Here is a 20,260-nt window from a genome sequence, read left to right as displayed (position 1 = left end):
TTCTTGTTAATTAGTAATCCTAAAATAATAACGAAGACATTTATCCAATAAATTTTAGAAATAATTGCATAACTGAATAAACCAAATGTTAAAAAACTTAAACAAGTCCAAAAGACTTTTTTGTTCATTAATTTATCCATTATTTAGTCCTACTTTAATTTACTGTATTTAAGGGATGGAATTGGATTTTTCTTAAATGAACGATAAAGTAACCAGAAAAGAGCAAGTAATGCAATTAAGCCAATAATTGCCCAAATATTACCTCTTCCTGCCCATGCCATCACAAATCTCAATTCGGGAGCTTCAATTGAACTCCATGATACTTGTGATCCTGCAGGTACTTTAATAGAAGTGCTGGATTTTGCTAATTTTGTAAAGATATTAGCAAAATATGATGCACCGTAAAGAAAAACAGGTTCATAGATAACACCTAAAACAAGCATTCTCAAAAGATTACCACCAGTAAGAAGCAATCCACCTACACCAATACAGTAATTGATGACACCTGCAATTGGGAGAATAGTATTACCAGGCAAAATCGCTGCATAAACAATTGATACTGGGATCATTAACACCATAGTTACCCATAACTCGGTACTTTGTCCCAAAATAGGCCAATCTAGTCCGATTGAGAACGTTCTACCTTTAACGTGTTTTTTCATAAAGTCACTCATAGTAGAACCAAATGGAGTTAAAGCATCCATGAAAAATTTTGCCATAACTGGAAAAATAGCCATGACAGCACCAACAGTTACGGAAAGATTAAGTGCGTCACCTATGCTGTAACGACCTGCTAGCGCAAGAACTAATCCAATAATTGCTCCCATTGTCACTGGTTCACTGAATACACCAATTTTACGTTTTAATGAAGAAGCATCCCATTCACGATTAAAAATTGGGATATAATCCATCAATTTATTAATAGGAGACATTATAATTGCCGTAAACGCTTCAATGTGAGTTACAGTAACTCCTTCATAACCAAGCATATTGGCAATTTCTTTACTCCACATATCACCTAATTTCAAACAAATTACAACTTGGATAGCTCCACAGATGAAACCCCAGATTAAACTGCCAGAAATTTGATAAACCATATAACCAGTTAAGGCGATACCCCATACATTCCACATATCGGCATTCATTGTATCCGTCATTTTAGCCAATAGCATGACCAGATTGACTACAATTTCTACTGCAAAAAACAGAAAAGCTAATGTCCAGCTCCATGTAATAGCAGCAGCACCAGTCCAGCCAAAATCAACTGCTGGCAGATTAATACCAGTATATTTAGCTAACGCTTTAGCCGCTGGACTAACAGTTTCAGTCAATTGATTAATGGCCATTGACATCCCAATAAATCCTGTACCTAAATAAAGACCTGAAAGTATCGCTTTAGATGGTTTCATCCCAAAGATTAATCCCAAAATTATAATTAAAATTGGAATCAAAACCTGAGCACCAACTCCCAAAATTCCTTGAACTATACCGTTCCAATCCATTTAACTCACCTCTATTTACAGATTATTTTGCCTGTTTAACAATATCCGCCACTTTTTGATTGGCTTCTTCCTGCCCCATTCCGGTCAACCAGGGCAAACCCACCATTCCTACAACGTTGTTGGCGTCAAGGACTTCCTGCAGTTCAGCATCAGCTTGTGCTATACCAACATAAATAATGACACTGCTATCATTTTCAATTGTTGTCTTGGCCTCACCAATTGGCTCAGGTGTAGCCTTCGCCAATTGATCTAAACCATTTTCTGTCAAATAATCATTAATTTTATTTGCTACTTGGGGACTGGTAGCAACACCAGTTCCACAACAAACCAAAATAGTCTTCATTTTATTACCTCTTTAAATTTATTTTTGACAATTTGAAGCATATCTTTAGTGTTTCTTGTTTCCATATAAAGTTTGACAAAATCCTTATCTTGAAATGCAGATATTATTTGTGCTAATAGTTCAGGTTGTTTTGACCCGTTTTTAAGGCCTAAAAATAAGAAATCATTAGCATCCATGTCTGCATTATCTCCCATTTGTTTAAGCTTTAATGGCTTAATGGTACGACCAATATAAATAAATGGCTTTTCAACATATTGTGGATCAACATGTGGTAAGGCTAGTGAAACCTGTGGAAATTTAAGTCCAATTGGATATGAAAGCTCCCTCTTTTCCAAATTTGATATGTATCCAATCCTGGCAAAATCAAGTTTAATTGCACGAGAACCAACTAAATCAAAAAGTTGTTCTTCTGTTTCAACTGAAATATTTAAATCAATTAATTTTTGATAAAACACTGCAAGACCTCCTTTCACTTTGAATACGTTTTCAATATAATACTAAGTTTGAACAATGTCAACCTTAATTTAACAAAGTATAACAAAGTTGAACTTTATATGTTATAAAATGTTTGATATACTACTAAAGTAATGATAAAATCGGTAAAAAGAAGTGATTATTTGAGTTTACAAGAAAAAAGATTAACAGAGATAAACATTCTGTTACGTAAAACCGGTTTTATGACAACAGTTGACATTGCTAAAAGTTTGAATGTTTCTTCAATGACCGTAAGACGTGACCTAAAGCGTTTAGAAGAACAAGGAAAAATTACAAGAATTTATGGCGGTGCACAAAGTAACTCTCGAACTGAGTCAACTACAAATGAAAAATTGCAAAAAAATATTTCTGAAAAAAAAGAGATTGCTAAATTATTAGCAAAGCAAGTAACTAATAATTCAACAATTTTTTTAGGGGCCGGTACAACTTTGTTAATGTCTGTTCCTTTATTACTTTCGAAGAATTTAACTTTTGTAACTAATAGTTTGCCGGCATTTAATGAAATTAATAAAAGTAAATGTCGTCTATTTTTGACAGGTGGGGAACTACATAGGAACACAGAAGAATTTTTGGGTGAAAAAGCTGAAAACATCTTTGAGGGTTTAAATTTCGACTATGCATTGTGCTCAACTAATGGGATCTGTGATAATAGTGTAACTACTAGTACAATACCCGAAGGAAATATTCAAAATATAGCAATTTCCCATGCAAAAATGTCTTTCATAGTGGCAGATCATACCAAACTAAATCATTCTGATATCATCACCTTTCGTGATCTCGATAAATTTGATCTTTTGGTTACGGATCCGAAAGTTACTCCTGAAGATGTTAAAAAATATTCAAAATATATTAAAATCATACATTAACTTATAGGTTAGGAACAAAAATGGAAATTACAGTTACAGTTAATCCTTCAGTAGATCGTTTATACGAGTTAAAGCAGCTGAAAGTAGGACAATTAAATAGGGTTCAATTGATCAAAAAAATGGTCGGTGGTAAAGGCATCAATGCTGCCAGAGTTTCTGCTAATCTTGGAGCCAAAACTGTAGCCACAGGGTTCTTAGCTGGCTCAAATGGCAAATATATTTTAGAACAAGCTAAAAATGACCAGTATAAATGTAAATTTATTGAAACTAACGGTAACACTAGAAATTGTTACACTATAATTCAAAGTAACGGTGAAAAAACAGAAATAAACGAGTATGGAGACCATATTTCTCTACAATATTTCAATCAATTATTAGAGACTATAGAACAATTAATTACTAAAAATAGCGTTGCAGCAATTTCTCTAAATGGCAGTCTCCCTCCTAGTGAGATTCATAATTTTTATCCGCAAATAATTGCCAAAGTTCGTGAACTTAACCCAAATATTAAAATCGTTTTGGATACTTCTGGAGAAGCCTTAGCTGACGTCCTAAACAGCCACTTTTTACCAGACTTCATAAAGCCTAATGAAACAGAAGTAGCAGAATTATTATCTTTTCCTGTTACTAAGAATTACAAAGTAATAAAAGAAGAAATATTAAAGAGCAAACTAATACGAATTCCAAATATAATCGTTTCTTTAGGAGAAAAAGGGGCACTTTTTAAGCATAAACATGATTTTTATAGTATTAAATTAAAACCAGTAAAAGTAGTTAATACCGAGGGCTCAGGTGATTCACTTGTTGGTGGTCTTTTATATGCCTTAGGTAAAAACTATGGATTTCAAGAAGCCATCAAATGGGCTATTGCATCTGGAACTGCTAATGCAATGGAAACCAAAACTGGCTTTGTACAGCTCAGCAAAGTACTCGAAATTATTAAAACCATTAAAATTGAGCGAATTACTGATTAACAAAATTTTTTAACTGTTAGTCTTAATAATTATAAAAATAAAAGCTAAATTAATCCTTGACTTTAAGTTGTTATTTTTTTATAATCTTGTTATCAAAGTTGGAGGTAAGGATAATGATTCAGTTTAGTCAAAAAGAGAATCAACTAAATAATCGTTATTATCTTAGCTACTATAGATAAGAGTTTGAGTTCATCTAGGTGAATTCAAACGAAACTAAGTTTGAATTTATCTATGATGGCTAGGACTCTTTTAGTACGGTTAGCCACATAGCTTTCTAAGTGGCTAACCACAATCCAATTATTTGTTGGCAATTTAATTTCTGTGTACCCGCTTAGAAGTAAGTGGGTATTTTTTATGGAGGCACAAAATGCGTTTTAGAAAATTAATTACAGGAATTACAATTGTTGGTTTAATGGCTTTAGGAGGCTGCAGCAGTAAGAAAGCTAGTAAAAGTCCAGACGTGAAACACGTGGGCGTTTTGCAAGTAGTGCAGCACCCTTCTCTAGATAAAGCATACAAGGGCTTTAAAAAGGGCTTAAAGGAAAGTGGCTTTGTAGAGGGTAAAAATCTTAAGATTGATTACCAGAACGCTCAAAATAATCAAGATAATTTGAAAAGTATGAGTGAAAAACTGGTCAACGAAAAGTCAGATTTGATCTTAGGGATTGCTACACCGGCAGCGCAAAGCGTGGCGAATGCAACGCAGAAAATCCCAACTGTTGTCACTGCTGTAACTGATTTAAAAGCCGCTAAATTAGTTAATTCAGATGAGAAACCGGGTAGAAATATCACGGGCACAACAGATATGGTTTCAATTAAACGCCAGATCAAGTTGCTGTTGTCAATTGTGCCCAAGGCTAAAACTATCGGTATCATGTACAACGCTGGTGAATCAAACTCCAAAATTCAGGCTGACTTAGCAACAGCTGCACTAAAAAAAGCAGGAGTTAAAGTTTTGATCAAAACTGCAAATACGACTAACGATGTCCAACAAGTAACAGAAACTCTGGCCTCGAAAGTTGACGGTATTTTCGTTCCTACAGATAATACCTTTGATTCAGCAGCTTCAGTAGTTGGTAAAGTTGTCAAAGAAAAGAAGGTTCCTCTGGTAGCAAGTTCAGTTGATCAAGTCAAAACTGGCGGCTTAGCCTCAATCGGAATTGATTACGAATTATTGGGAGAACAAACAGGGAAAATGGCTGCGAAAATTTTATCTGGCAAAGCTAAACCTGCAAACATGCCAGTCGAAAAAGCACACGATATGAAATTAGTGGTGAACAAAAGTATGGCCAAAGCACTTGGAATTGATCCTAAATCAATTAAAGCTCCAAAATAAACGGGAAACAGACTGCCACAAGGGCAGTTTTTTTATGTAAAACAAAAAAACTAGCTTAAACATTTTGGCAAAATAAATTTGAAAAATTCCCTTAGGTTGCACATCAATTGCAACCAAATTTTATTATTCCTTGACTTTTTCTTCTTTATTTTTTATAATCTTCTCATTAAGGTTGGAGGTTGATCTTAAATGAAATATTATATTAAACACATCTCACAACTGAATAATCGTTACTACTTTAGCTATTTTAGATAGGGTTTGGGTTCATCTAGATGAATTCAAACCAGATTCAAGTTTTGAATTTATCTATGATGGCTAGAGTCCTTTAGTTGCGGTTAGCCACATAGCTTTCTAAGTGGTTAATCACAAATAATTATTAATGAAAATAATGCTTGTACACCCACTTAGAATAAGTGGGTGTTTTTACGTTATGAAGATTAGATTTACGGAGGAAGAAAAATGCGAATTAAGAAATTAGTTATGGGAATGGCCTTAACCGGTTTGTTACTACTAAGTGGTTGCAATAACAAAAAATCAGGCAGTACAGCGACTGTCAAACATGTGGGTATACTGCAAGTAGTACAACATCCCTCTTTAGATGAAGCCAACAAGGGCTTTAAAGAAGGACTGAAAGAAAAAGGCTACGTTGAAGGCAAAAATTTAAAGATTGATTACCAAAATGCGCAAAATAGTCAAGACAATTTGAAGAGCATGAGTGAAAAACTAGTCAACGAAAAATCAGATTTAATTTTAGGTATTGCCACCCCAGCAGCACAAAGCGTAGCAAATGCTACCGAGGATATCCCGATTGTAGTGACTGCTGTGACTGATCTAAAAGCTGCCAAACTAGTAAATTCAAACGCTAAACCTGGCAGAAATGTCACAGGAACCACTGATATGGTTTCAATTGATAAACAAATCAAATTACTTTTATCAATTGTGCCTAAGGCTAAAACAATTGGCATTATGTACAATGCGGGCGAAGCCAATTCCAAAATTCAAGCTGATCTAGCTGTCAAGGCACTTAAAAAAGCCGGAGTCAAAGTTTTAATTAAGACGGCCAACACAACAAATGATGTTCAACAAGTCACTGAAACTTTAGCAGGAAAAGTACAAGGAATTTACGTACCAACAGACAATACTTTTGCCTCTGCTTCTTCAATTATTGGTAAGGTCGTTAAGGAAAAGAAAATCCCACTAGTAGCTGGTTCAACGGATCAAGTTAAAACTGGCGGCTTGGCTTCTATTGGAATAGATTATGAGGCACTTGGTAAACAAACCGGTAAAATGGCTGCTAAGATTTTAGATGGTAAAGCTAAACCTAAAGACATGCCTGTTGAAAAAGCTACCGATTTGAAATTGGTGGTTAACAAGAAAATGGCAAAGGCACTTGGAATTGACCCTGCTTCAATTAAAGCACCTAAGTAAATTAAAGAAAGGCAGCGTGAATCAATAGTTATGTTAAATACATTTTGGGAGTTATTACTTTCGTCTACTTCTCAAGGACTACTTTGGTCATTAATGGCAATCGGTGTTTATTTAACTTTTCGGATATTAGATCTAGCCGACATGACGGCTGAAGGCAGTTTCCCCTTAGGTGGGGCTGTTGCGACGATGTGCATTATTAAAGGAATTAATCCGATATTAGCAACTATTGCCGCATTTATTGGCGGTTTAATTGCCGGACTAGTTACTGGTATTTTGAATACCAAATTGCGTATTCCTTCATTATTAGCAGGAATCATCACTATGACTGGGTTATACTCCATTACTTCCAGAGTGATGCAAAACGCTGCCAATGTTTCATTGCTAGGCAAAGATACGGTTTTTACAATTGCACAAAATTGGGGCTTAAGTCATAACAATGCTGTAATTGCAATGGGACTGATAATTGCACTTTTAGTGATCTTCTTATTAGTCGTTTTCTTCAAAACAGAAATAGGCTTGGCTATGAGAGCCACTGGTGATAACCCGCAAATGAGTGCTGCCAACGGCATTAAAACTCAAGGAATGAAAATTTTAGGTTATATGATTTCTAATGGCTGTATTGCTTTGTCAGGTGGACTGTTAGCACAAAATAACGGCTTTGCCGACCTTAACTCTGGTGTAGGTACTCTTGTTATCGGACTAGCTTCAATTATTATTGCAGAAGTACTTATTCGCAATCTGTCAATTGGTGGTCGTTTACTTACTTTAGTCGTAGGTGCCATCATTTATAGACTGATTTTAGCTTTGGTATTCCAAATGAATGTAGAACCGTCTGATGCAAAATTAGCTTCAGCTTTAGTCTTAGTTGTGTGCTTAACTTTGCCGAATTTCCATTTACCACGCAATCTTAAAGGAGGAAAGCAAAATGCCAGAAGTACTAAAGATTAAAAATTTACATCAAACTTTTGAACAAGGAACTGTTAATGAAAACCGTGTTTTACGCGGAATTGACCTTAGTTTAGAAGCCGGAGATTTCGTGACTATCATTGGTAGTAATGGTGCTGGTAAGTCTACCCTGCTCAATAGTATTGCCGGAACGTTACCTATTCAAGAAGGACAAATTATTCTAAAAGGTACCGATATTACAAAACTGCCTGTTACTAAAAGAGCAAAAAATATTAGTCGCGTTTTTCAAGATCCTAAAATGGGAACAGCAGTCAGACTAACCGTCGAAGAAAATTTGGCTTTAGCCATGAAGCGCGGAAAGCGCCGAGGCTTTCGTCCTGGTGTTAAAAGTCAAGACAGAAAATTTTTCAAAAAGCAGCTTGCGCAACTTAATTTGAATCTAGAAAACCGCTTGGAAACTGAAATTGGCTTACTTTCTGGTGGTCAAAGACAAGCCATTACCCTTTTAATGGCAACACTGCAACGGCCAGATTTGATTTTACTGGATGAACATACTGCGGCTCTTGATCCACAAACTTCAATAACAGTCATGCAATTAACTGAAAAGTTGATATCTGAACAGCATTTGACAGCATTTATGGTCACTCATAACATGGAAGATGCTATTCGCTACGGCAATCGTTTGATCATGTTGCATCAAGGTCGTGTAGCAATTGATCTGGCTGGTGAAGATAAACAAAATTTAACTGTGCCTAAGTTAATGGAATTATTCCAAAAACATGTAGGTACAGGTCTTGAAGATGATGCCATTTTGTTGGCATAAAAACAGAAAAACAATCTGCAATTCAGATTGTTTTTTTTTTTTTTCTTAGGTAGATCTTAATATTTATTACTATTATTCTGCAAACAATTTTGATGTGCATCAATTACTTTAACAACGTTATCTATTGGTTCTGAACAATTATTTTTTAGCCACTCTGTAATTATAGCCACTATACCATTGCGAAAAAATACTTCATCATAATGATTTTTTTCTTCATGACTATCTATAAACTTTTCAGCAACACCATCTTGTAAACTTAGTTTAAAAAATAAACGATATAAATCTTGGTTGTCTTTAACATGTTGTAATAATTTTGAAAAACATGGTTTTTTAGAATTATTTTGCGTTAGTGCGTATTCATCAACAAGATATTTTCTTAATTTGTCTGCCATATCATAAATATCTGTGTAATTATCATAAAAAGTTGACCTGTTAATATGTGCCTTTTGACAAATTTCAGTGACTTTTAAATTTTCTAAGTTACTATTCTTTAAAAGTTCTACGACGGCATTTTGAATTTTTTTACGTGATACAGTGCGATTTCTTTTTTTATTCATAGAAATGATTATGACATATAAAAATCTTTTTGTTAAAGCTTTTTGAATTTATATATGCTAATAAATAATTGAACTAAAGCCAAAAATGACATCATACCGAATGTGAATTGAATTCCTATATAATTTGCCGTCACTTTGGTATCAATAAAGTGGGTTGCGCTAGTCATGGCTTCCATAAATAAAGAAGTTCCTATAGCACCGCTTAATGTTCTTAAACAAGTTAGAAGAGCTGTACCATTTGCTGCTTCATTTTTAGGCAAACTTTGCATTCCCCAAGTTACGATTGGCATCATCAAGCAGCCAACCCCTAATAAACGGAGAAAATAAAAAACTCCTAACAAAATTATTTCTTTTGGAGAATTGATAAATGTTACTCCCAAGCAACTAATTACTAATAACAAGCTTCCTGAAATTGCCAATTTAGTTATTCCAAATCTGTCATAAAACATCCCTGTAAAAGGATTAATTATAGCCATAGCTAACGATCCGGGCAACATTATAAATGCCGAAATAAGGGCTGATTTTTTCATTACAGTTTGAATTAAAATAGGGTAAATAGTTGAACTACCCATCATTATTGCATAAAGAAGCATACTGATTAATACAGCCAAACGAAAATTTGAATTCTTAAAAATTCTTAGATTTAGTAATGGTTCATCATCTTGTAACTGTCTTTTACAAAAAATAATTATTAATACTGTTCCAATAACCAGCAAGATTAAGCTTGTAAATAATCTAGTAGTAATATTGCTTAGTCCTATCAACATACTGCTCAAGCCACCAGTACTTAATAATAGAGAAAAGTAATCTAGATGATTTTTTGCAACTGGTGAAACATTTTCAACGCTAAAGATTGCTAAAATTATAATAAAAAGTGATATAGCTGCTGAAATAAAGAAAACACTACGCCAACCCCATATTTCAATAAGGAAGCCTGTTAAAGTTGGTGCTATCACAGGTGCTGCTCCTGATGCCAATCCCAATATCCCCATGACCATTCCCTGTTTGTTAACCGGATAAAGAATCATAATTACTACTTGAGTTAATGGTAAAATAATGCCGCTACCAAAGGCTTGAAATATACGACCTATTAGTATAATTGGAAAATTGCTTCCCCCACAACAAAGCAATGTGCCGAATGTAAATAATAGCATTGACGATAAAAATATTTGCCTAGTAGTAAAGCGTTTAATCAAATATGCTGATATTGGAATCATAACTGCCATAGCTAAACTAAAAGCACTGGTTAACCACTGGGCAGTTAGTGCGGTCAATGATAACTCATGCATAATTTGTGGTAAGGCCGTTGTTAATGAAGTTTGAAGAAACGATGTGACAATTGTTCCAGTCAAAAGAGTTCCAAAAATCAAATTAGCTTTTTTTCCACTCATGAATTTCTCTTCTTTCAATTTAAGTTGTTTTAATTATATTGATGTAGAAAAGATAAACAACCAACAATTTATATTGAAATGTTGGGAAAGTATAAACAGTAAATCAATTAAAAATTGAAATGGGTATCCTATTATCCATTTAAGAAAAATTTGACAGTCCATTGAAAAAATAAAACAGCCTGCTAATGATTAAAAATCACCAGCAGGCCTTTTTGCTAATATCTTCTGAATCAAGTATTACAAATTGATATTTTAGATTAGTAAACTACTTCAACATTATTCTTTTCAAATAACTTACTGTACTTTTTAGCGGGCTTTTTATCTGTTACAACTGCAGAAATCTGACTTAATTCACAATCTTTATAAGGAAAAATCAGACCCATTTTATTACTATCAATCAATAAAACTAACTTTTTGCTGCATTCAATTAAAGTATGCTTTAGGCTAGACTCGGATTCAACCTTATCAGTAACACCGTACTCCAGACTAAATCCTCTACATGACATAAAAGAAATGTCAAAAACATAATTACGTAAATTTCTGGCAGTAACCATACTACTAGAATATGTATCAATCATACTTCCCCCAATTACATTAATCTTATTTTGCGTATGCAAATTTAAATAGATTGCCGTTTCTAAATTAGTAGTTGCAATGTTTAAGTCGTTAAAAGCATCAAGACTTTTGGCTAATACGTTGGCTGTACTGCTACTGTCTAAAAAGATGCTTTGTCTATTTTCAACATAGCCAGAAGCTAATGCAGCGATATATTTTTTCTCGTTTAAATTAAGATGTTGCTTGATTGTTGTTGGAGTTTCAATCTCATTCGGTTTTAAAACCAGCGCTCCACCATGAATTCGTTGCACAAGGCCATTATTTTCGAGTTCTTTCAAGTCTCGTCTAATAGTACTGGCACTATAATGCATTACTTTTGCCAGGTCATTAATTGTTAAAAAATTTCTGTCTTTTAAAGTAGTTAATAATAATTTCTGTCTATCTTTCATCTTTAACCTCCATAACAAAATGATTAAAAAGTGTCAAAACTTGGAAAATAATCACCAAATTTTGCCGTTTTTCCAATAAAGCTACCATCTATTGAAAAAGCAAACAAATACTTTAATATTAGTTTTGTAAGCGAATACAAAATGGAGGTTAAAAAAATGACATTAGTAACTTTAAATGATATTTTACCAAAAGCCAAAAAAGAGGGGTATGCAATAGGCGCTTTTAATTACGCAGATATGAACACTGCGCGCGGAATAATTGCAGCCGCCGAAGAAGAAAAGGCTCCTGTTGTGTTGCAAATAGCTGAATCACATTTTCCTTATTTGCCACTAAGAGAAGGTGGTAAATTGGCATTGGATTTAGCAGAAAATGCCAACGTTCCAGTCGTAGTTCACCTTGACCATGGTACAGACATGGACACTTGCATTAAGGCACTGAGAATGGGATTCAGTTCTGTGATGCTCGACTTTTCCCAAAAGCCTCTTGTAGAAAACATTAGTAAGACAAAAGAAATTGTTGATTTTGCTCACGCATTAGGAGCAAGTGTAGAAGGTGAAGTTGGCGTGATGACCAGAGATGCTGGTAACGGTAAGCCTGACTACAATAACTTAACTGACAACTACACTACTGTAAGTGAAGCTAAACAATTTTATGAAGAGACCGGAATTGATGCAATGGCAATTTCATATGGTACAGTTCATGGAATATACAGAGAAAAACCTGTATTAAACTTTAATAGACTGCATGAAATTGCTGAAGCAGTTCCTGTCCCATTAGTTGTTCACGGGGGTTCCGGATTAACGGATGAAGAATACCACAACTCAATTAAAAATGGCATAAGCAAAATTAACTATTATTCAGTTATGTCATTTAATGTCACTAACGGTTTAAGAGAATACCTTGATAGTAAAAAAGAGCAGCAGGTTTTCTTATATGATGCTGATCTAAAAATTATGGAGTTGGTAAAAGATGACATCAAAAATAAAATTGAAGTTTTTGGCTCAGCCAACAAGGCATAAATAATGAATAATTTCCTAATTATTACTCATAGTACTCTGGCTGAAGGCTTTTATAATAGTACCAAATTTCTTAGCGGCTTAACTACTAACGTTAAATTTATTAATGCATACGTTGATGAAAGCGATTGGACTAAGGAAGCAGAAGAAATTATCTCAAGCCAAGATAAAGACAAGGAGCTGATTGTGTTAACTGATATTTATGGCGGAAGCGTTAATCAAAAAATGACTTTAATGCTGGCAAAATATCACTTTATCTTGATTACGGGAGTTAATCTTCCTTTAGTTTTATCACTAGTACTAGAAACGCAACCTTTAACTAAGGAAAAATGTAAGAATCTGGTTGAAGAAGCCAGAAAACAATTACAAATTATTGAACCAATCAAATCGAACAGTAATGAAACTGATAGTGACTTTTTAAGTTGATAAGGAAGTATTGAATTATGATTAAAGAATTGAGAGTTGATGATCGCTTAATTCATGGCCAAGTAGCATTAACCTGGCCCGGACACTTAGGAACTTCCCACATAGTTGTAGCTAACGATGCAGCAAGTAAAAATGAAATGCAGCAAAGTGCATTAAAAATGTCTGTTCAAGGTACAGCTAAAGTTCTAGTAAGAGACGTAGATGGAGCAATAAAGCTTTTTCAAAATCCTAAAGCTCAAAGTATTCCAATGTTTGTTGTTGTCAACCAGGTAAAAGACGCGGAAAGAATCTATTCGGGACTAAATGGTCAACAAATTGAAAGAATTAATATTGCAAATGTTGGCCGCTTTGATGGTGTCGACAAAAATCTCAAAACAGAAATAAATGGTTCGATTTTATTAACCACAGCTGATAAAGACGCAGCTAAAAAGCTGTTAAATTCTGGAGCCAACGTCGTACACCAAGTTATACCTACAGATAAGGCAGAAAAGTTCTCTAATTTATTAAAGGAGTAATGAGATGTCGAATAATATAATTTTAGCCGCATTTTTATGTGGCTTAGCCGAATTTATTTGCTACGGTGGTGACTGGCTATTAGGACAAAATATGGCAGACCAGCCTATTGTTGTGGGACCATTAGTCGGCTTGCTCTTAGGAGATTTACAAACCGGAATTATTTTAGGCGCCATGCTGGAAGCAACATTTATAGGTGCTGTAAATGTAGGCGGTGCTGTATCCTTAAACCCTTCAGTAGCAACTGTACTGGCTGTTGCTTATGCCATAATCGGTGGCGGTGACACAAAAGCTGCTGTAGCTTTAGCAATTCCAATGGGACTATTAGGTGGCTTGCTTGAAGTTGGAACCTATGTTTTGTTTTCACTGTTTCAAGATTCCTGGACTGACGCAGCAGACAAAGCTAACGAAAAGAAATTAGTCTGGCTTCATTATGGTGTTTGGTTTGCCAGATCATTAGTTTTCTTTGTAGCTGTATTTATTACCGTTGTAATTGGTGTTAAACCTGTTGCAGCATTTATTAAATCCTTGCCTTCTTTCGTGGAAAACGGCTTAGGTCTGACAGGTGGTTTGCTTCCAGCTGCCGGTTTCGCAATGCTTCTCAGCATGGTTTGGGAAAAGAAACTTGCAGTTTGGTATTTTCTAGGCTTTATTTTAGTTGAATATGTAAAACTGCCACTGCTGGTTGTCGGAATCATTGGCTTGGTATTTGCAGTAGTCTTTGCATTTTATGATAAAGATATTTTTGATCTTAAGCACAGCAAAACTGCCATAAACAGTAATAAATCAGCCAGTCAGCAAGAAGAAGAGGACTTTCTATCATGACACAAGAATCTGCAACTAATAATAAAATTTCACCTACTGATAAAAAATTACTCCGTAAACTTTATCTTAGGTCTTTAACAATCGGTGCACCTTTACAATATGCCAACGAGTATGGCTCAGGATTTGAGTATTCACTATTACCATTTATTGATCATTACTATAAAAATGGCTCTGAAGAAAAACGGCAGGCACTAAAAAGACATATTGTTTTTTATAATATCACTCAATATGTGGGAACTTTTTGCCAGGGTTTAGTTGCCTCAATGGAAAAACAAGCCTCCCAGCATAAAGATTATGATGTTTCTTCAATCAGTGCCGTCAAGGCTAGTTTAATGGGACCAATGTCCGGTATTGGAGACACTTTATTTTGGGGTATTTTAAGGGTTATTGCCGCTGGAGTCGCAATGACGTTTGGAATGCAAGGCAACATTTTAGCTCCTTTCGTCTTTTTATTGATCTACAATATCCCTGCACAGTGGTGTCGCTGGGAAATGACCAAACTAGGATTCTCAGTAGGCTCTGAATATATCACTGAAATGTATTCATCTGGTTTGTTGACAATTTTTACAAAAGCCGCTAGAACGCTAGGACTAATAATGCTTGGAGGGATGACAAGCAGCCTTGTCCAATTCAAGACAAAATTAGTATTTCATGTTGGTGGCGGTCAAGTGATCAACGTCCAAAATATTTTGGATTCTCTTCTTAAGGGGTTAGTGCCATTGCTAATAACTCTAGGCTGCTACTGGTTAATAGCAAAGAAACACATTAATTTCACGGTTGTTATCTTGGGCCTAATTGTTTTCTGCATCTTATTAAGTGCATTAGGCATAGCCTAAACAATATAACTAAATTTAAATTAAATAATGGCAAGACTTTCTAAATTGAAAATCTTGCCATTTTTAATCTTGTCACGTTAAATTATATTTTATATTTTTGCGCCTTTATCTTTAATAATCCGAGCAATGTCCAAACAGGCTTCTTTAGTTTGCTCTAAATAACCTAAACGGTCAAAAAAGCCATGATCAAGCCCCTTATACAAAATTTCTTGATATTCTTTGCCATACTTTTGTAATAATCTGGCAAAATATTTATTACTTGGTAAAAAGTAGTCAAACTCTGCTTCTATTAAAGTGATATTTGGCAGATTCTTAAAATCTTGTGCATATACTGGACTAATTAGTGGGTCTGTAACTAACTCACTCTCAATATAAAGAGGCCTCATTAAGTTGGTAATATACATTATTTTGTTTAATCTGGTATGAATAAAATTTTTATGTTTTTTATTCATTTCGTATAACGAATAATCCCAATGGTAAAGTGTTTGAGAAATTTTCTGTAAGTCAAGCGCACCATAAATTGAAATTACATGCTTTATGTAATGATTTTCATCAAGCAGCCCACATCCAACGGCTAAGTTGCCTCCAGCACTGTCACCAGCAACAAAGATTTGTGAACTGTCAAAACCTAAATATTCTCGATGGCTAACAATCCACTCCACTGCTTCACGAGAATCATGCAATGCACCTGGAAAGGGAGTTTCAGGAGCCAAACGATAATCAAGAGAAATAACAGTACAGTTGGCTTGCTCCGCAATTAACCGACACTGATTTAGTAATGTGGAACTATTGCCTCCAATAAATCCGCCACCATGCAGATATAAGCAGGCATTAAGTGTTGGCTGCTCACCGGCAGGTCTGCAAACTATAGCAGGTACATACCTGTTTTGACATTGAATCAAAATGCTTTTTTCACTAATTTGTGAGTTGGTCAAATCTTTATTGGGTGAACCCATGCCATCTCTTACATTTTGGAAGTTGATAGTGCTTAAATCAATAGAAGCCATGGCTTTTTTGTCAGAAAGAGCTGGTTTATTTTTAGTTCTTTCTAAAACTTTTGGGTCCAGTAAGCCCCATTCTTCTCCGTAAGCCGTGTTTCTGATAATCATTATTATCCCTCCAAGATTTTAAACCAATTTGCATTTCTCTACTTTAATAATATACTAACATTTAATAGGAATACTTCATATAAATAATTGTGATGATTAGCTTTTAACTTGAACTTTATCTGAGCAATTTGTTTTTGTGAGGAAATATTTCTTGGTGGTTTCAACACTGCCTTTAACAACCAAGCAGGTTGAATTATTTTTTCTGATATAAAAGTGAATTCTAGTAAAATTATCATTCTTATCTTCAGGCTCAAGTTCTATTTTTTGATATTTAGCTAAATTACTGTTCAGGCTGCCAATCATAAAAACCTGATTATTACCTAAGCCTTCCGGAGCAAAGCCACAAAATAATATTAGCAAGATTATTGAAATCAGTTCTAACTTGGCATATTTTGCCTGTGACCAAAACAAGATAACTATCATGACTGAAACAATCACTGCCATTGTCATTCTTACATAATTAGTACGGGCTTTAACAATAATTTTTTTTGCATTTTTAAGACCGTTAACAATTATAATCAGAACGAATCCTAGTATTATCACTGTTTCGTCCATTTATCTTACCATTCAGCAATAGTACCATCATAATTAACCCAAGATGGATTATTCCACACTAGTCCTTCTTGAGCTACTTCTTTGATCTTATCTTCATCCATTTCAATTCCAAGACCTGGTCCTTTAGGAATATCAACGAAACTGTCTTTATACTGAAAAATTTCTTTATTCTTTACGAAATCAAGCAAGTCAAATCCTTGATTATAGTGAATTCCTAAACTCTGCTCCTGAATAAACACGTTTGGCGTGCAAGCGTCAACTTGGAAAGTGGCAGCTAACGCTACAGGACCATACGGAGCATGAGGCGCAACGGCCATATCACATGCTTCTGCCATTGCAGCTATTTTACGCTCTTCCAGTAAACCACCACAAAGTGAAATATCTGGCTGAACTATATCAACTGCACCTTGTTTGAAAATATTTTTAAATCCCCATCTAGTATATAGCCTTTCTCCTGTTGCAATTGGAGTCGAGACTTCATTTGCAATTTGAGCAAAATACTCTTCGTTTTCGGGCAAAACTGGCTCTTCAATAAACATTGGATGATATTCTTCTAAAGCTTTAGCTAAAACTTTTGCCATTGGTTTGTGCACGCGACCATGAAAGTCAATTCCAATAGACATGGCATTGCCAAACTTTTCTCGAATAGAAGCAACCCTTTCAACAGCAGCGTCTACCTTTTCCAGTGAATCAATGTAATGCATTTCAGACGTGGCATTCATTTTCACCGCTCTGAAGCCTTTATCCCAGCGCTTCTGAGCCATTGCTACCACATCAGATGGACGATCTCCGCCAATCCAAGAATAGACTTTAATTTTATCCCTCACGGCTCCGCCCAAAAGTTCGTAAACAGGCAAATTTAAAGCCTTGCCTTTAATATCCCACAAAGCCATTTCTATACCTGAAATTGCAGTGCCATTAATTGGACCACCGCGAAAGAATGAGCGATGAAGTCGTTGCCATATTCTTTCAATTTCAAAAGGATTTTTGCCAATTAACTTGCTGCACATTTCTTTTACGCCAGCCACAACAGTTTCAGTTTTAGTGCCAGAAACTAGTTCTCCCCAGCCGGAAATACCCTCATCAGTATTAATCTTAATAAAAATCCATCTGGGCTTTACTTTATAAACAACAAAATCAGAAATCTTCATAATTATTTATCCTCATATCTAAAGTTAATCTTTTGTCTTCATAGCATTTTCTGCTGCTTCGGCTTCTTTGTTGATGTGTTTAACTTTATCAAAGTAGTACCAGGTCAGTGCAATCACAATTAATAAAATGGGAACGCAAAACTCAGGATGCCAAGTAAAGCAAAAATAAACTATAAAGCTTTGAATCATTGAAGTGGCAGCAAAAGATGAAATTAACAGACTGCCACCAGTAGATAATTTGATCCCCACTGATTTAGCAATAGCCGTTAAAACCGGTGAAGTTGCTGAACCACACCATAGTAGTGAAGCAGTGACAGCCAATCCAATAACTATATTTTTAAGCAGATTACCATTAGTTAGTGCCACAACCATGGCTACCCTAAATGGAACAACCGCCAAATCAGCAAATGGTAAAACACGGTTACCTGGCAAAACAACAGCCATAGCAATAGTTAATGGAATAATAATTAAAGCAGTTGTAATTACATCTGGATTACCGACAATAACAGCTGCATCCAACCCAATAAAGAGTTTCCTACCCTTAAATTTCTTTTGTGACCATTTTTGAGCTGATTCAGAAATAGGCATTAACCCTTCCATGAACATTGAGGTCATCTTAGGGATAAGCACCAATACGGCAGACATGCTAACACCTAATTGCAAAATCTGCTGTAAACCGTATCCAGCAAAAATGCCGATAGCCAGACCAATTAGTAGACCCATAATCATGGAATCACCAAAAAATCCTAGATATTTTTGCGCATCTTTAATACTAAACTTTGATTTTCTAAAAAATGGAATCTTATCCAGAAGCCAGTTTAAAGGTACGGCAATTACAAGTGATGATAGAGCCGACACAGTTGGTAATGAAACACCTGGAATATTGAAAAATTTTTGGACCATCGGTTGTGACCAGTCAGACATTTTAAAAGTGACAATTGCCATGACGGCAACACTACCAACAGCCAATAAAACGCTTTTGGTAACAAAGTAAACCATAATACCTACTATAGCCATATGATGGTAATTCCATATATCAACGTCTAGAGTATGTGTAGCTTTTAAAATCAATAAAATAATATTAATGAATAAAATTACAAAAATTAAAATTGCAATAATAGGTGATGCCCAAGTAACAGCAGCAATTGATCCCCAGCCAACATCTAAAGCATTCAGGTGAACATGCGTCCTTTCCACCATTGCTTTTGCTGCAGGGCCGATATTAGTCGTCATAAAGTCTAGCACCAGCTTGATGCCGGCAAAGCCTATTCCCAACGTAAGGCCTGACTTAAAAGCTGCCGATATTTTCAAACCAAATATTAACCCTACTATTGTAATAATTATCGGAAGCATAACGGTTGGGCCGCAATTAATGATAAATTGGAAACCCGCCATAAATCCATTGGCGATTTGTGACCACATAATTTTCCTCCTAGGATTCTTGCTTTGTTAAAGCATCTTTTATTTCACTCAAAGTTTTATCAGCGCCAACTCCTGTTAATAGGGACAATCCTAGAATGTAGGGGGTGCCATGCGTATCCCCACTGAATTGACCAGTTGTTACCAAAAGGTCATAGTTTGCAACCTTACTTGATACCTCTGTTAACCTGGTTTGCGTTGTTTGAACATCAATACCATTTTCAGATAAATATTTTTTTATTTTGCTGGCAACTACTGTTGATGTTGCAATGCCATTTCCACATGCAACCAATATATGTTTAGTCATTTTTATCTCCTATAGCTGACTGAATAAGCTTTAATAATTTTTGCTTTGTTTCAGCCTGCAAAAACTCTTTTCTTAATTCTTCGTTTTGTACAATATCCGCAACCTTCTGCAACATTTTTACCTGGCTGTGCGGTTCCGCGATAACCAACATGATTACTATTCTTACAGGAATATCTTCCTTTGTATTTCCCATATTTTTAAATTCCACTGGCTCTTTCAGTGTTGCAATTGCTAAAGTAGTTTTATTAACCAAGTCAGCATTCGCATGCGGAATTGCAATAGCTGGTTGTGAAGAAGGTAATCCTGTTGGAAATTTTTGTTCTCTTTCTAGTAAAGCCTTCTTATAACCTTCTTTGACATACCCATTTTCATATAATTGATCGGCCAAAAAAGTTTCAATTTCTCTACTAGTCTTAAAATCAATATTTCTATAAATTAAATCTTCATTTAAAATAATATTTTCCAATCCGCTTCTCC

23 protein-coding genes are annotated in these 20,260 nt (G+C 35.1%); 11 read left to right on the top strand and 12 right to left on the bottom strand.

The window, feature by feature from the left end:
* Positions 1–149: 149 nt before the first annotated feature.
* The 3 genes from GYV61_RS04160 to GYV61_RS04150 are packed head-to-tail and all read right to left on the bottom strand — an operon-like array spanning position 150 to position 2,300.
* Positions 150–1,502 (bottom strand): PTS galactitol transporter subunit IIC, encoded by a 1,353-nt coding sequence (locus GYV61_RS04160; protein WP_174794904.1) that lies wholly within the window; start codon positions 1,500–1,502, stop codon positions 150–152.
* A gap of 22 nt (positions 1,503–1,524) precedes the next feature.
* Positions 1,525–1,845 carry a PTS sugar transporter subunit IIB gene (locus GYV61_RS04155; RefSeq protein ID WP_174794903.1) on the bottom strand — a complete coding sequence of 107 codons (321 nt, stop codon included), beginning with the start codon at positions 1,843–1,845 and terminating at the stop codon, positions 1,525–1,527.
* The gene (locus GYV61_RS04150) at positions 1,842–2,300 is read right to left on the bottom strand and encodes a PTS sugar transporter subunit IIA (RefSeq protein WP_174794902.1); all 459 of its coding nucleotides are present in this window, start codon (positions 2,298–2,300) and stop codon (positions 1,842–1,844) included. The genes GYV61_RS04155 and GYV61_RS04150 overlap by 4 nt, the downstream gene beginning before the upstream one ends.
* 162 nt (positions 2,301–2,462) lie before the next feature.
* On the opposite strand from GYV61_RS04150, the gene GYV61_RS04145 reads away from it, so the two are divergent.
* The 6 genes from GYV61_RS04145 to GYV61_RS04120 all read left to right on the top strand — a co-directional run bounded on the left by GYV61_RS04145 (position 2,463) and on the right by GYV61_RS04120 (position 8,673).
* On the top strand, positions 2,463–3,206 hold the full coding sequence (locus tag GYV61_RS04145; protein WP_238786746.1) for a DeoR/GlpR family DNA-binding transcription regulator: 744 nt from the start codon (positions 2,463–2,465) through the stop codon (positions 3,204–3,206).
* A gap of 20 nt (positions 3,207–3,226) precedes the next feature.
* A complete protein-coding gene (locus tag GYV61_RS04140) occupies positions 3,227–4,180 on the top strand; it encodes a 1-phosphofructokinase family hexose kinase (protein WP_174794900.1) in 954 nt (317 codons plus the stop codon).
* A 412-nt stretch (positions 4,181–4,592) separates the two neighbouring features.
* Positions 4,593–5,516 (top strand): ABC transporter substrate binding protein, encoded by a 924-nt coding sequence (locus GYV61_RS04135; protein ID WP_370448578.1) that lies wholly within the window; start codon positions 4,593–4,595, stop codon positions 5,514–5,516.
* Between the two features lie 459 nt (positions 5,517–5,975).
* Entirely contained in the window at positions 5,976–6,944 is a 969-nt protein-coding gene (locus GYV61_RS04130; protein ID WP_174794899.1) for an ABC transporter substrate-binding protein, read from the top strand.
* 30 nt (positions 6,945–6,974) lie between these two features.
* Positions 6,975–7,892: an ABC transporter permease gene (locus GYV61_RS04125; RefSeq protein WP_174794898.1), complete on the top strand. Its 918-nt coding sequence runs from the start codon at positions 6,975–6,977 to the stop codon at positions 7,890–7,892.
* A complete protein-coding gene (locus GYV61_RS04120; protein ID WP_174794897.1) occupies positions 7,870–8,673 on the top strand; it encodes an ABC transporter ATP-binding protein in 804 nt (267 codons plus the stop codon). Before GYV61_RS04125 ends, GYV61_RS04120 begins: the two co-directional genes overlap by 23 nt.
* A gap of 56 nt (positions 8,674–8,729) precedes the next feature.
* On the opposite strand, the gene GYV61_RS04115 is transcribed toward GYV61_RS04120, so the two are convergent.
* The 3 genes from GYV61_RS04115 to GYV61_RS04105 all read right to left on the bottom strand — a co-directional run bounded on the left by GYV61_RS04115 (position 8,730) and on the right by GYV61_RS04105 (position 11,625).
* Complete coding sequence (locus tag GYV61_RS04115) at positions 8,730–9,230, bottom strand: TetR/AcrR family transcriptional regulator (protein WP_174794896.1); 501 nt, start codon at positions 9,228–9,230, stop codon at positions 8,730–8,732.
* A gap of 32 nt (positions 9,231–9,262) precedes the next feature.
* Positions 9,263–10,621 (bottom strand): DHA2 family efflux MFS transporter permease subunit, encoded by a 1,359-nt coding sequence (locus tag GYV61_RS04110; RefSeq protein WP_174794895.1) that lies wholly within the window; start codon positions 10,619–10,621, stop codon positions 9,263–9,265.
* 257 nt (positions 10,622–10,878) lie between these two features.
* Positions 10,879–11,625, bottom strand: coding sequence for a DeoR/GlpR family DNA-binding transcription regulator (locus tag GYV61_RS04105; protein ID WP_174794894.1), 747 nt, complete (start codon positions 11,623–11,625; stop codon positions 10,879–10,881).
* 156 nt (positions 11,626–11,781) lie between these two features.
* Between GYV61_RS04105 and GYV61_RS04100 the strand changes: the two genes are divergently transcribed.
* The 5 genes from GYV61_RS04100 to GYV61_RS04080 are packed head-to-tail and all read left to right on the top strand — an operon-like array spanning position 11,782 to position 15,242.
* Positions 11,782–12,645: a class II fructose-bisphosphate aldolase gene (locus tag GYV61_RS04100; RefSeq protein ID WP_174794893.1), complete on the top strand. Its 864-nt coding sequence runs from the start codon at positions 11,782–11,784 to the stop codon at positions 12,643–12,645.
* 3 nt (positions 12,646–12,648) lie between these two features.
* Positions 12,649–13,068 carry a PTS sugar transporter subunit IIA gene (locus tag GYV61_RS04095; RefSeq protein WP_174794892.1) on the top strand — a complete coding sequence of 140 codons (420 nt, stop codon included), beginning with the start codon at positions 12,649–12,651 and terminating at the stop codon, positions 13,066–13,068.
* Positions 13,069–13,085: 17 nt separating this feature from the next.
* Positions 13,086–13,583, top strand: a complete 498-nt coding sequence (locus GYV61_RS04090; protein WP_174794891.1) for a PTS sugar transporter subunit IIB — start codon at positions 13,086–13,088, stop codon at positions 13,581–13,583.
* A 4-nt stretch (positions 13,584–13,587) separates the two neighbouring features.
* Positions 13,588–14,406 (top strand): PTS mannose/fructose/sorbose/N-acetylgalactosamine transporter subunit IIC, encoded by an 819-nt coding sequence (locus GYV61_RS04085; RefSeq protein WP_174794890.1) that lies wholly within the window; start codon positions 13,588–13,590, stop codon positions 14,404–14,406.
* Positions 14,403–15,242, top strand: a complete 840-nt coding sequence (locus tag GYV61_RS04080; protein WP_174794889.1) for a PTS system mannose/fructose/sorbose family transporter subunit IID — start codon at positions 14,403–14,405, stop codon at positions 15,240–15,242. The genes GYV61_RS04085 and GYV61_RS04080 overlap by 4 nt, the downstream gene beginning before the upstream one ends.
* An 89-nt stretch (positions 15,243–15,331) precedes the next feature.
* Here GYV61_RS04080 and GYV61_RS04075 read toward each other — a convergent pair whose 3' ends face one another.
* The 6 genes from GYV61_RS04075 to GYV61_RS04050 form a co-directional block, all read right to left on the bottom strand.
* Positions 15,332–16,351 (bottom strand): alpha/beta hydrolase, encoded by a 1,020-nt coding sequence (locus GYV61_RS04075; protein WP_238786745.1) that lies wholly within the window; start codon positions 16,349–16,351, stop codon positions 15,332–15,334.
* Between the two features lie 96 nt (positions 16,352–16,447).
* Entirely contained in the window at positions 16,448–16,906 is a 459-nt protein-coding gene (locus GYV61_RS04070) for a hypothetical protein (RefSeq protein WP_174794888.1), read from the bottom strand.
* 5 nt (positions 16,907–16,911) lie between these two features.
* Positions 16,912–18,057 carry a galactonate dehydratase gene (gene dgoD / locus GYV61_RS04065; RefSeq protein ID WP_046324279.1) on the bottom strand — a complete coding sequence of 382 codons (1,146 nt, stop codon included), beginning with the start codon at positions 18,055–18,057 and terminating at the stop codon, positions 16,912–16,914.
* Positions 18,058–18,081: 24 nt separating this feature from the next.
* Positions 18,082–19,479, bottom strand: coding sequence for a PTS galactitol transporter subunit IIC (locus tag GYV61_RS04060; protein WP_174794887.1), 1,398 nt, complete (start codon positions 19,477–19,479; stop codon positions 18,082–18,084).
* A 10-nt stretch (positions 19,480–19,489) separates the two neighbouring features.
* Complete coding sequence (locus GYV61_RS04055) at positions 19,490–19,783, bottom strand: PTS sugar transporter subunit IIB (RefSeq protein WP_174794886.1); 294 nt, start codon at positions 19,781–19,783, stop codon at positions 19,490–19,492.
* The gene (locus GYV61_RS04050; protein WP_174794885.1) at positions 19,776–20,249 is read right to left on the bottom strand and encodes a PTS sugar transporter subunit IIA; all 474 of its coding nucleotides are present in this window, start codon (positions 20,247–20,249) and stop codon (positions 19,776–19,778) included. The genes GYV61_RS04055 and GYV61_RS04050 overlap by 8 nt, the downstream gene beginning before the upstream one ends.
* Between the last annotated feature and the right edge of the window lie 11 nt (positions 20,250–20,260).

Source organism: Lactobacillus melliventris (genome assembly GCF_013346935.1).
Lineage (GTDB): Bacteria > Bacillota > Bacilli > Lactobacillales > Lactobacillaceae > Lactobacillus.
This window is presented reverse-complemented; position numbering and strand designations above follow the sequence as displayed.

What these genes read in the sequence shown, in the direction of transcription:
- GYV61_RS04160 (WP_174794904.1), bottom strand. Translation starts at nt 1,502, where the DNA reads ATGGATTGGAACGGTATAGTTCAAGGAATTTTGGGAGTTGGTGCTCAG.
- GYV61_RS04155 (WP_174794903.1), bottom strand. Translation starts at nt 1,845, where the DNA reads ATGAAGACTATTTTGGTTTGTTGTGGAACTGGTGTTGCTACCAGTCCC.
- GYV61_RS04140 (WP_174794900.1), top strand. Translation starts at nt 3,227, where the DNA reads ATGGAAATTACAGTTACAGTTAATCCTTCAGTAGATCGTTTATACGAG.
- GYV61_RS04135 (WP_370448578.1), top strand. Translation starts at nt 4,593, where the DNA reads ATGGCTTTAGGAGGCTGCAGCAGTAAGAAAGCTAGTAAAAGTCCAGAC.
- GYV61_RS04130 (WP_174794899.1), top strand. Translation starts at nt 5,976, where the DNA reads ATGCGAATTAAGAAATTAGTTATGGGAATGGCCTTAACCGGTTTGTTA.
- GYV61_RS04125 (WP_174794898.1), top strand. Translation starts at nt 6,975, where the DNA reads ATGTTAAATACATTTTGGGAGTTATTACTTTCGTCTACTTCTCAAGGA.
- GYV61_RS04120 (WP_174794897.1), top strand. Translation starts at nt 7,870, where the DNA reads ATGCCAGAAGTACTAAAGATTAAAAATTTACATCAAACTTTTGAACAA.
- GYV61_RS04115 (WP_174794896.1), bottom strand. Translation starts at nt 9,230, where the DNA reads ATGAATAAAAAAAGAAATCGCACTGTATCACGTAAAAAAATTCAAAAT.
- GYV61_RS04110 (WP_174794895.1), bottom strand. Translation starts at nt 10,621, where the DNA reads ATGAGTGGAAAAAAAGCTAATTTGATTTTTGGAACTCTTTTGACTGGA.
- GYV61_RS04105 (WP_174794894.1), bottom strand. Translation starts at nt 11,625, where the DNA reads ATGAAAGATAGACAGAAATTATTATTAACTACTTTAAAAGACAGAAAT.
- GYV61_RS04100 (WP_174794893.1), top strand. Translation starts at nt 11,782, where the DNA reads ATGACATTAGTAACTTTAAATGATATTTTACCAAAAGCCAAAAAAGAG.
- GYV61_RS04095 (WP_174794892.1), top strand. Translation starts at nt 12,649, where the DNA reads ATGAATAATTTCCTAATTATTACTCATAGTACTCTGGCTGAAGGCTTT.
- GYV61_RS04090 (WP_174794891.1), top strand. Translation starts at nt 13,086, where the DNA reads ATGATTAAAGAATTGAGAGTTGATGATCGCTTAATTCATGGCCAAGTA.
- GYV61_RS04085 (WP_174794890.1), top strand. Translation starts at nt 13,588, where the DNA reads ATGTCGAATAATATAATTTTAGCCGCATTTTTATGTGGCTTAGCCGAA.
- GYV61_RS04080 (WP_174794889.1), top strand. Translation starts at nt 14,403, where the DNA reads ATGACACAAGAATCTGCAACTAATAATAAAATTTCACCTACTGATAAA.
- GYV61_RS04075 (WP_238786745.1), bottom strand. Translation starts at nt 16,351, where the DNA reads ATGATTATCAGAAACACGGCTTACGGAGAAGAATGGGGCTTACTGGAC.
- GYV61_RS04070 (WP_174794888.1), bottom strand. Translation starts at nt 16,906, where the DNA reads ATGGACGAAACAGTGATAATACTAGGATTCGTTCTGATTATAATTGTT.
- dgoD (WP_046324279.1), bottom strand. Translation starts at nt 18,057, where the DNA reads ATGAAGATTTCTGATTTTGTTGTTTATAAAGTAAAGCCCAGATGGATT.
- GYV61_RS04060 (WP_174794887.1), bottom strand. Translation starts at nt 19,479, where the DNA reads ATGTGGTCACAAATCGCCAATGGATTTATGGCGGGTTTCCAATTTATC.
- GYV61_RS04055 (WP_174794886.1), bottom strand. Translation starts at nt 19,783, where the DNA reads ATGACTAAACATATATTGGTTGCATGTGGAAATGGCATTGCAACATCA.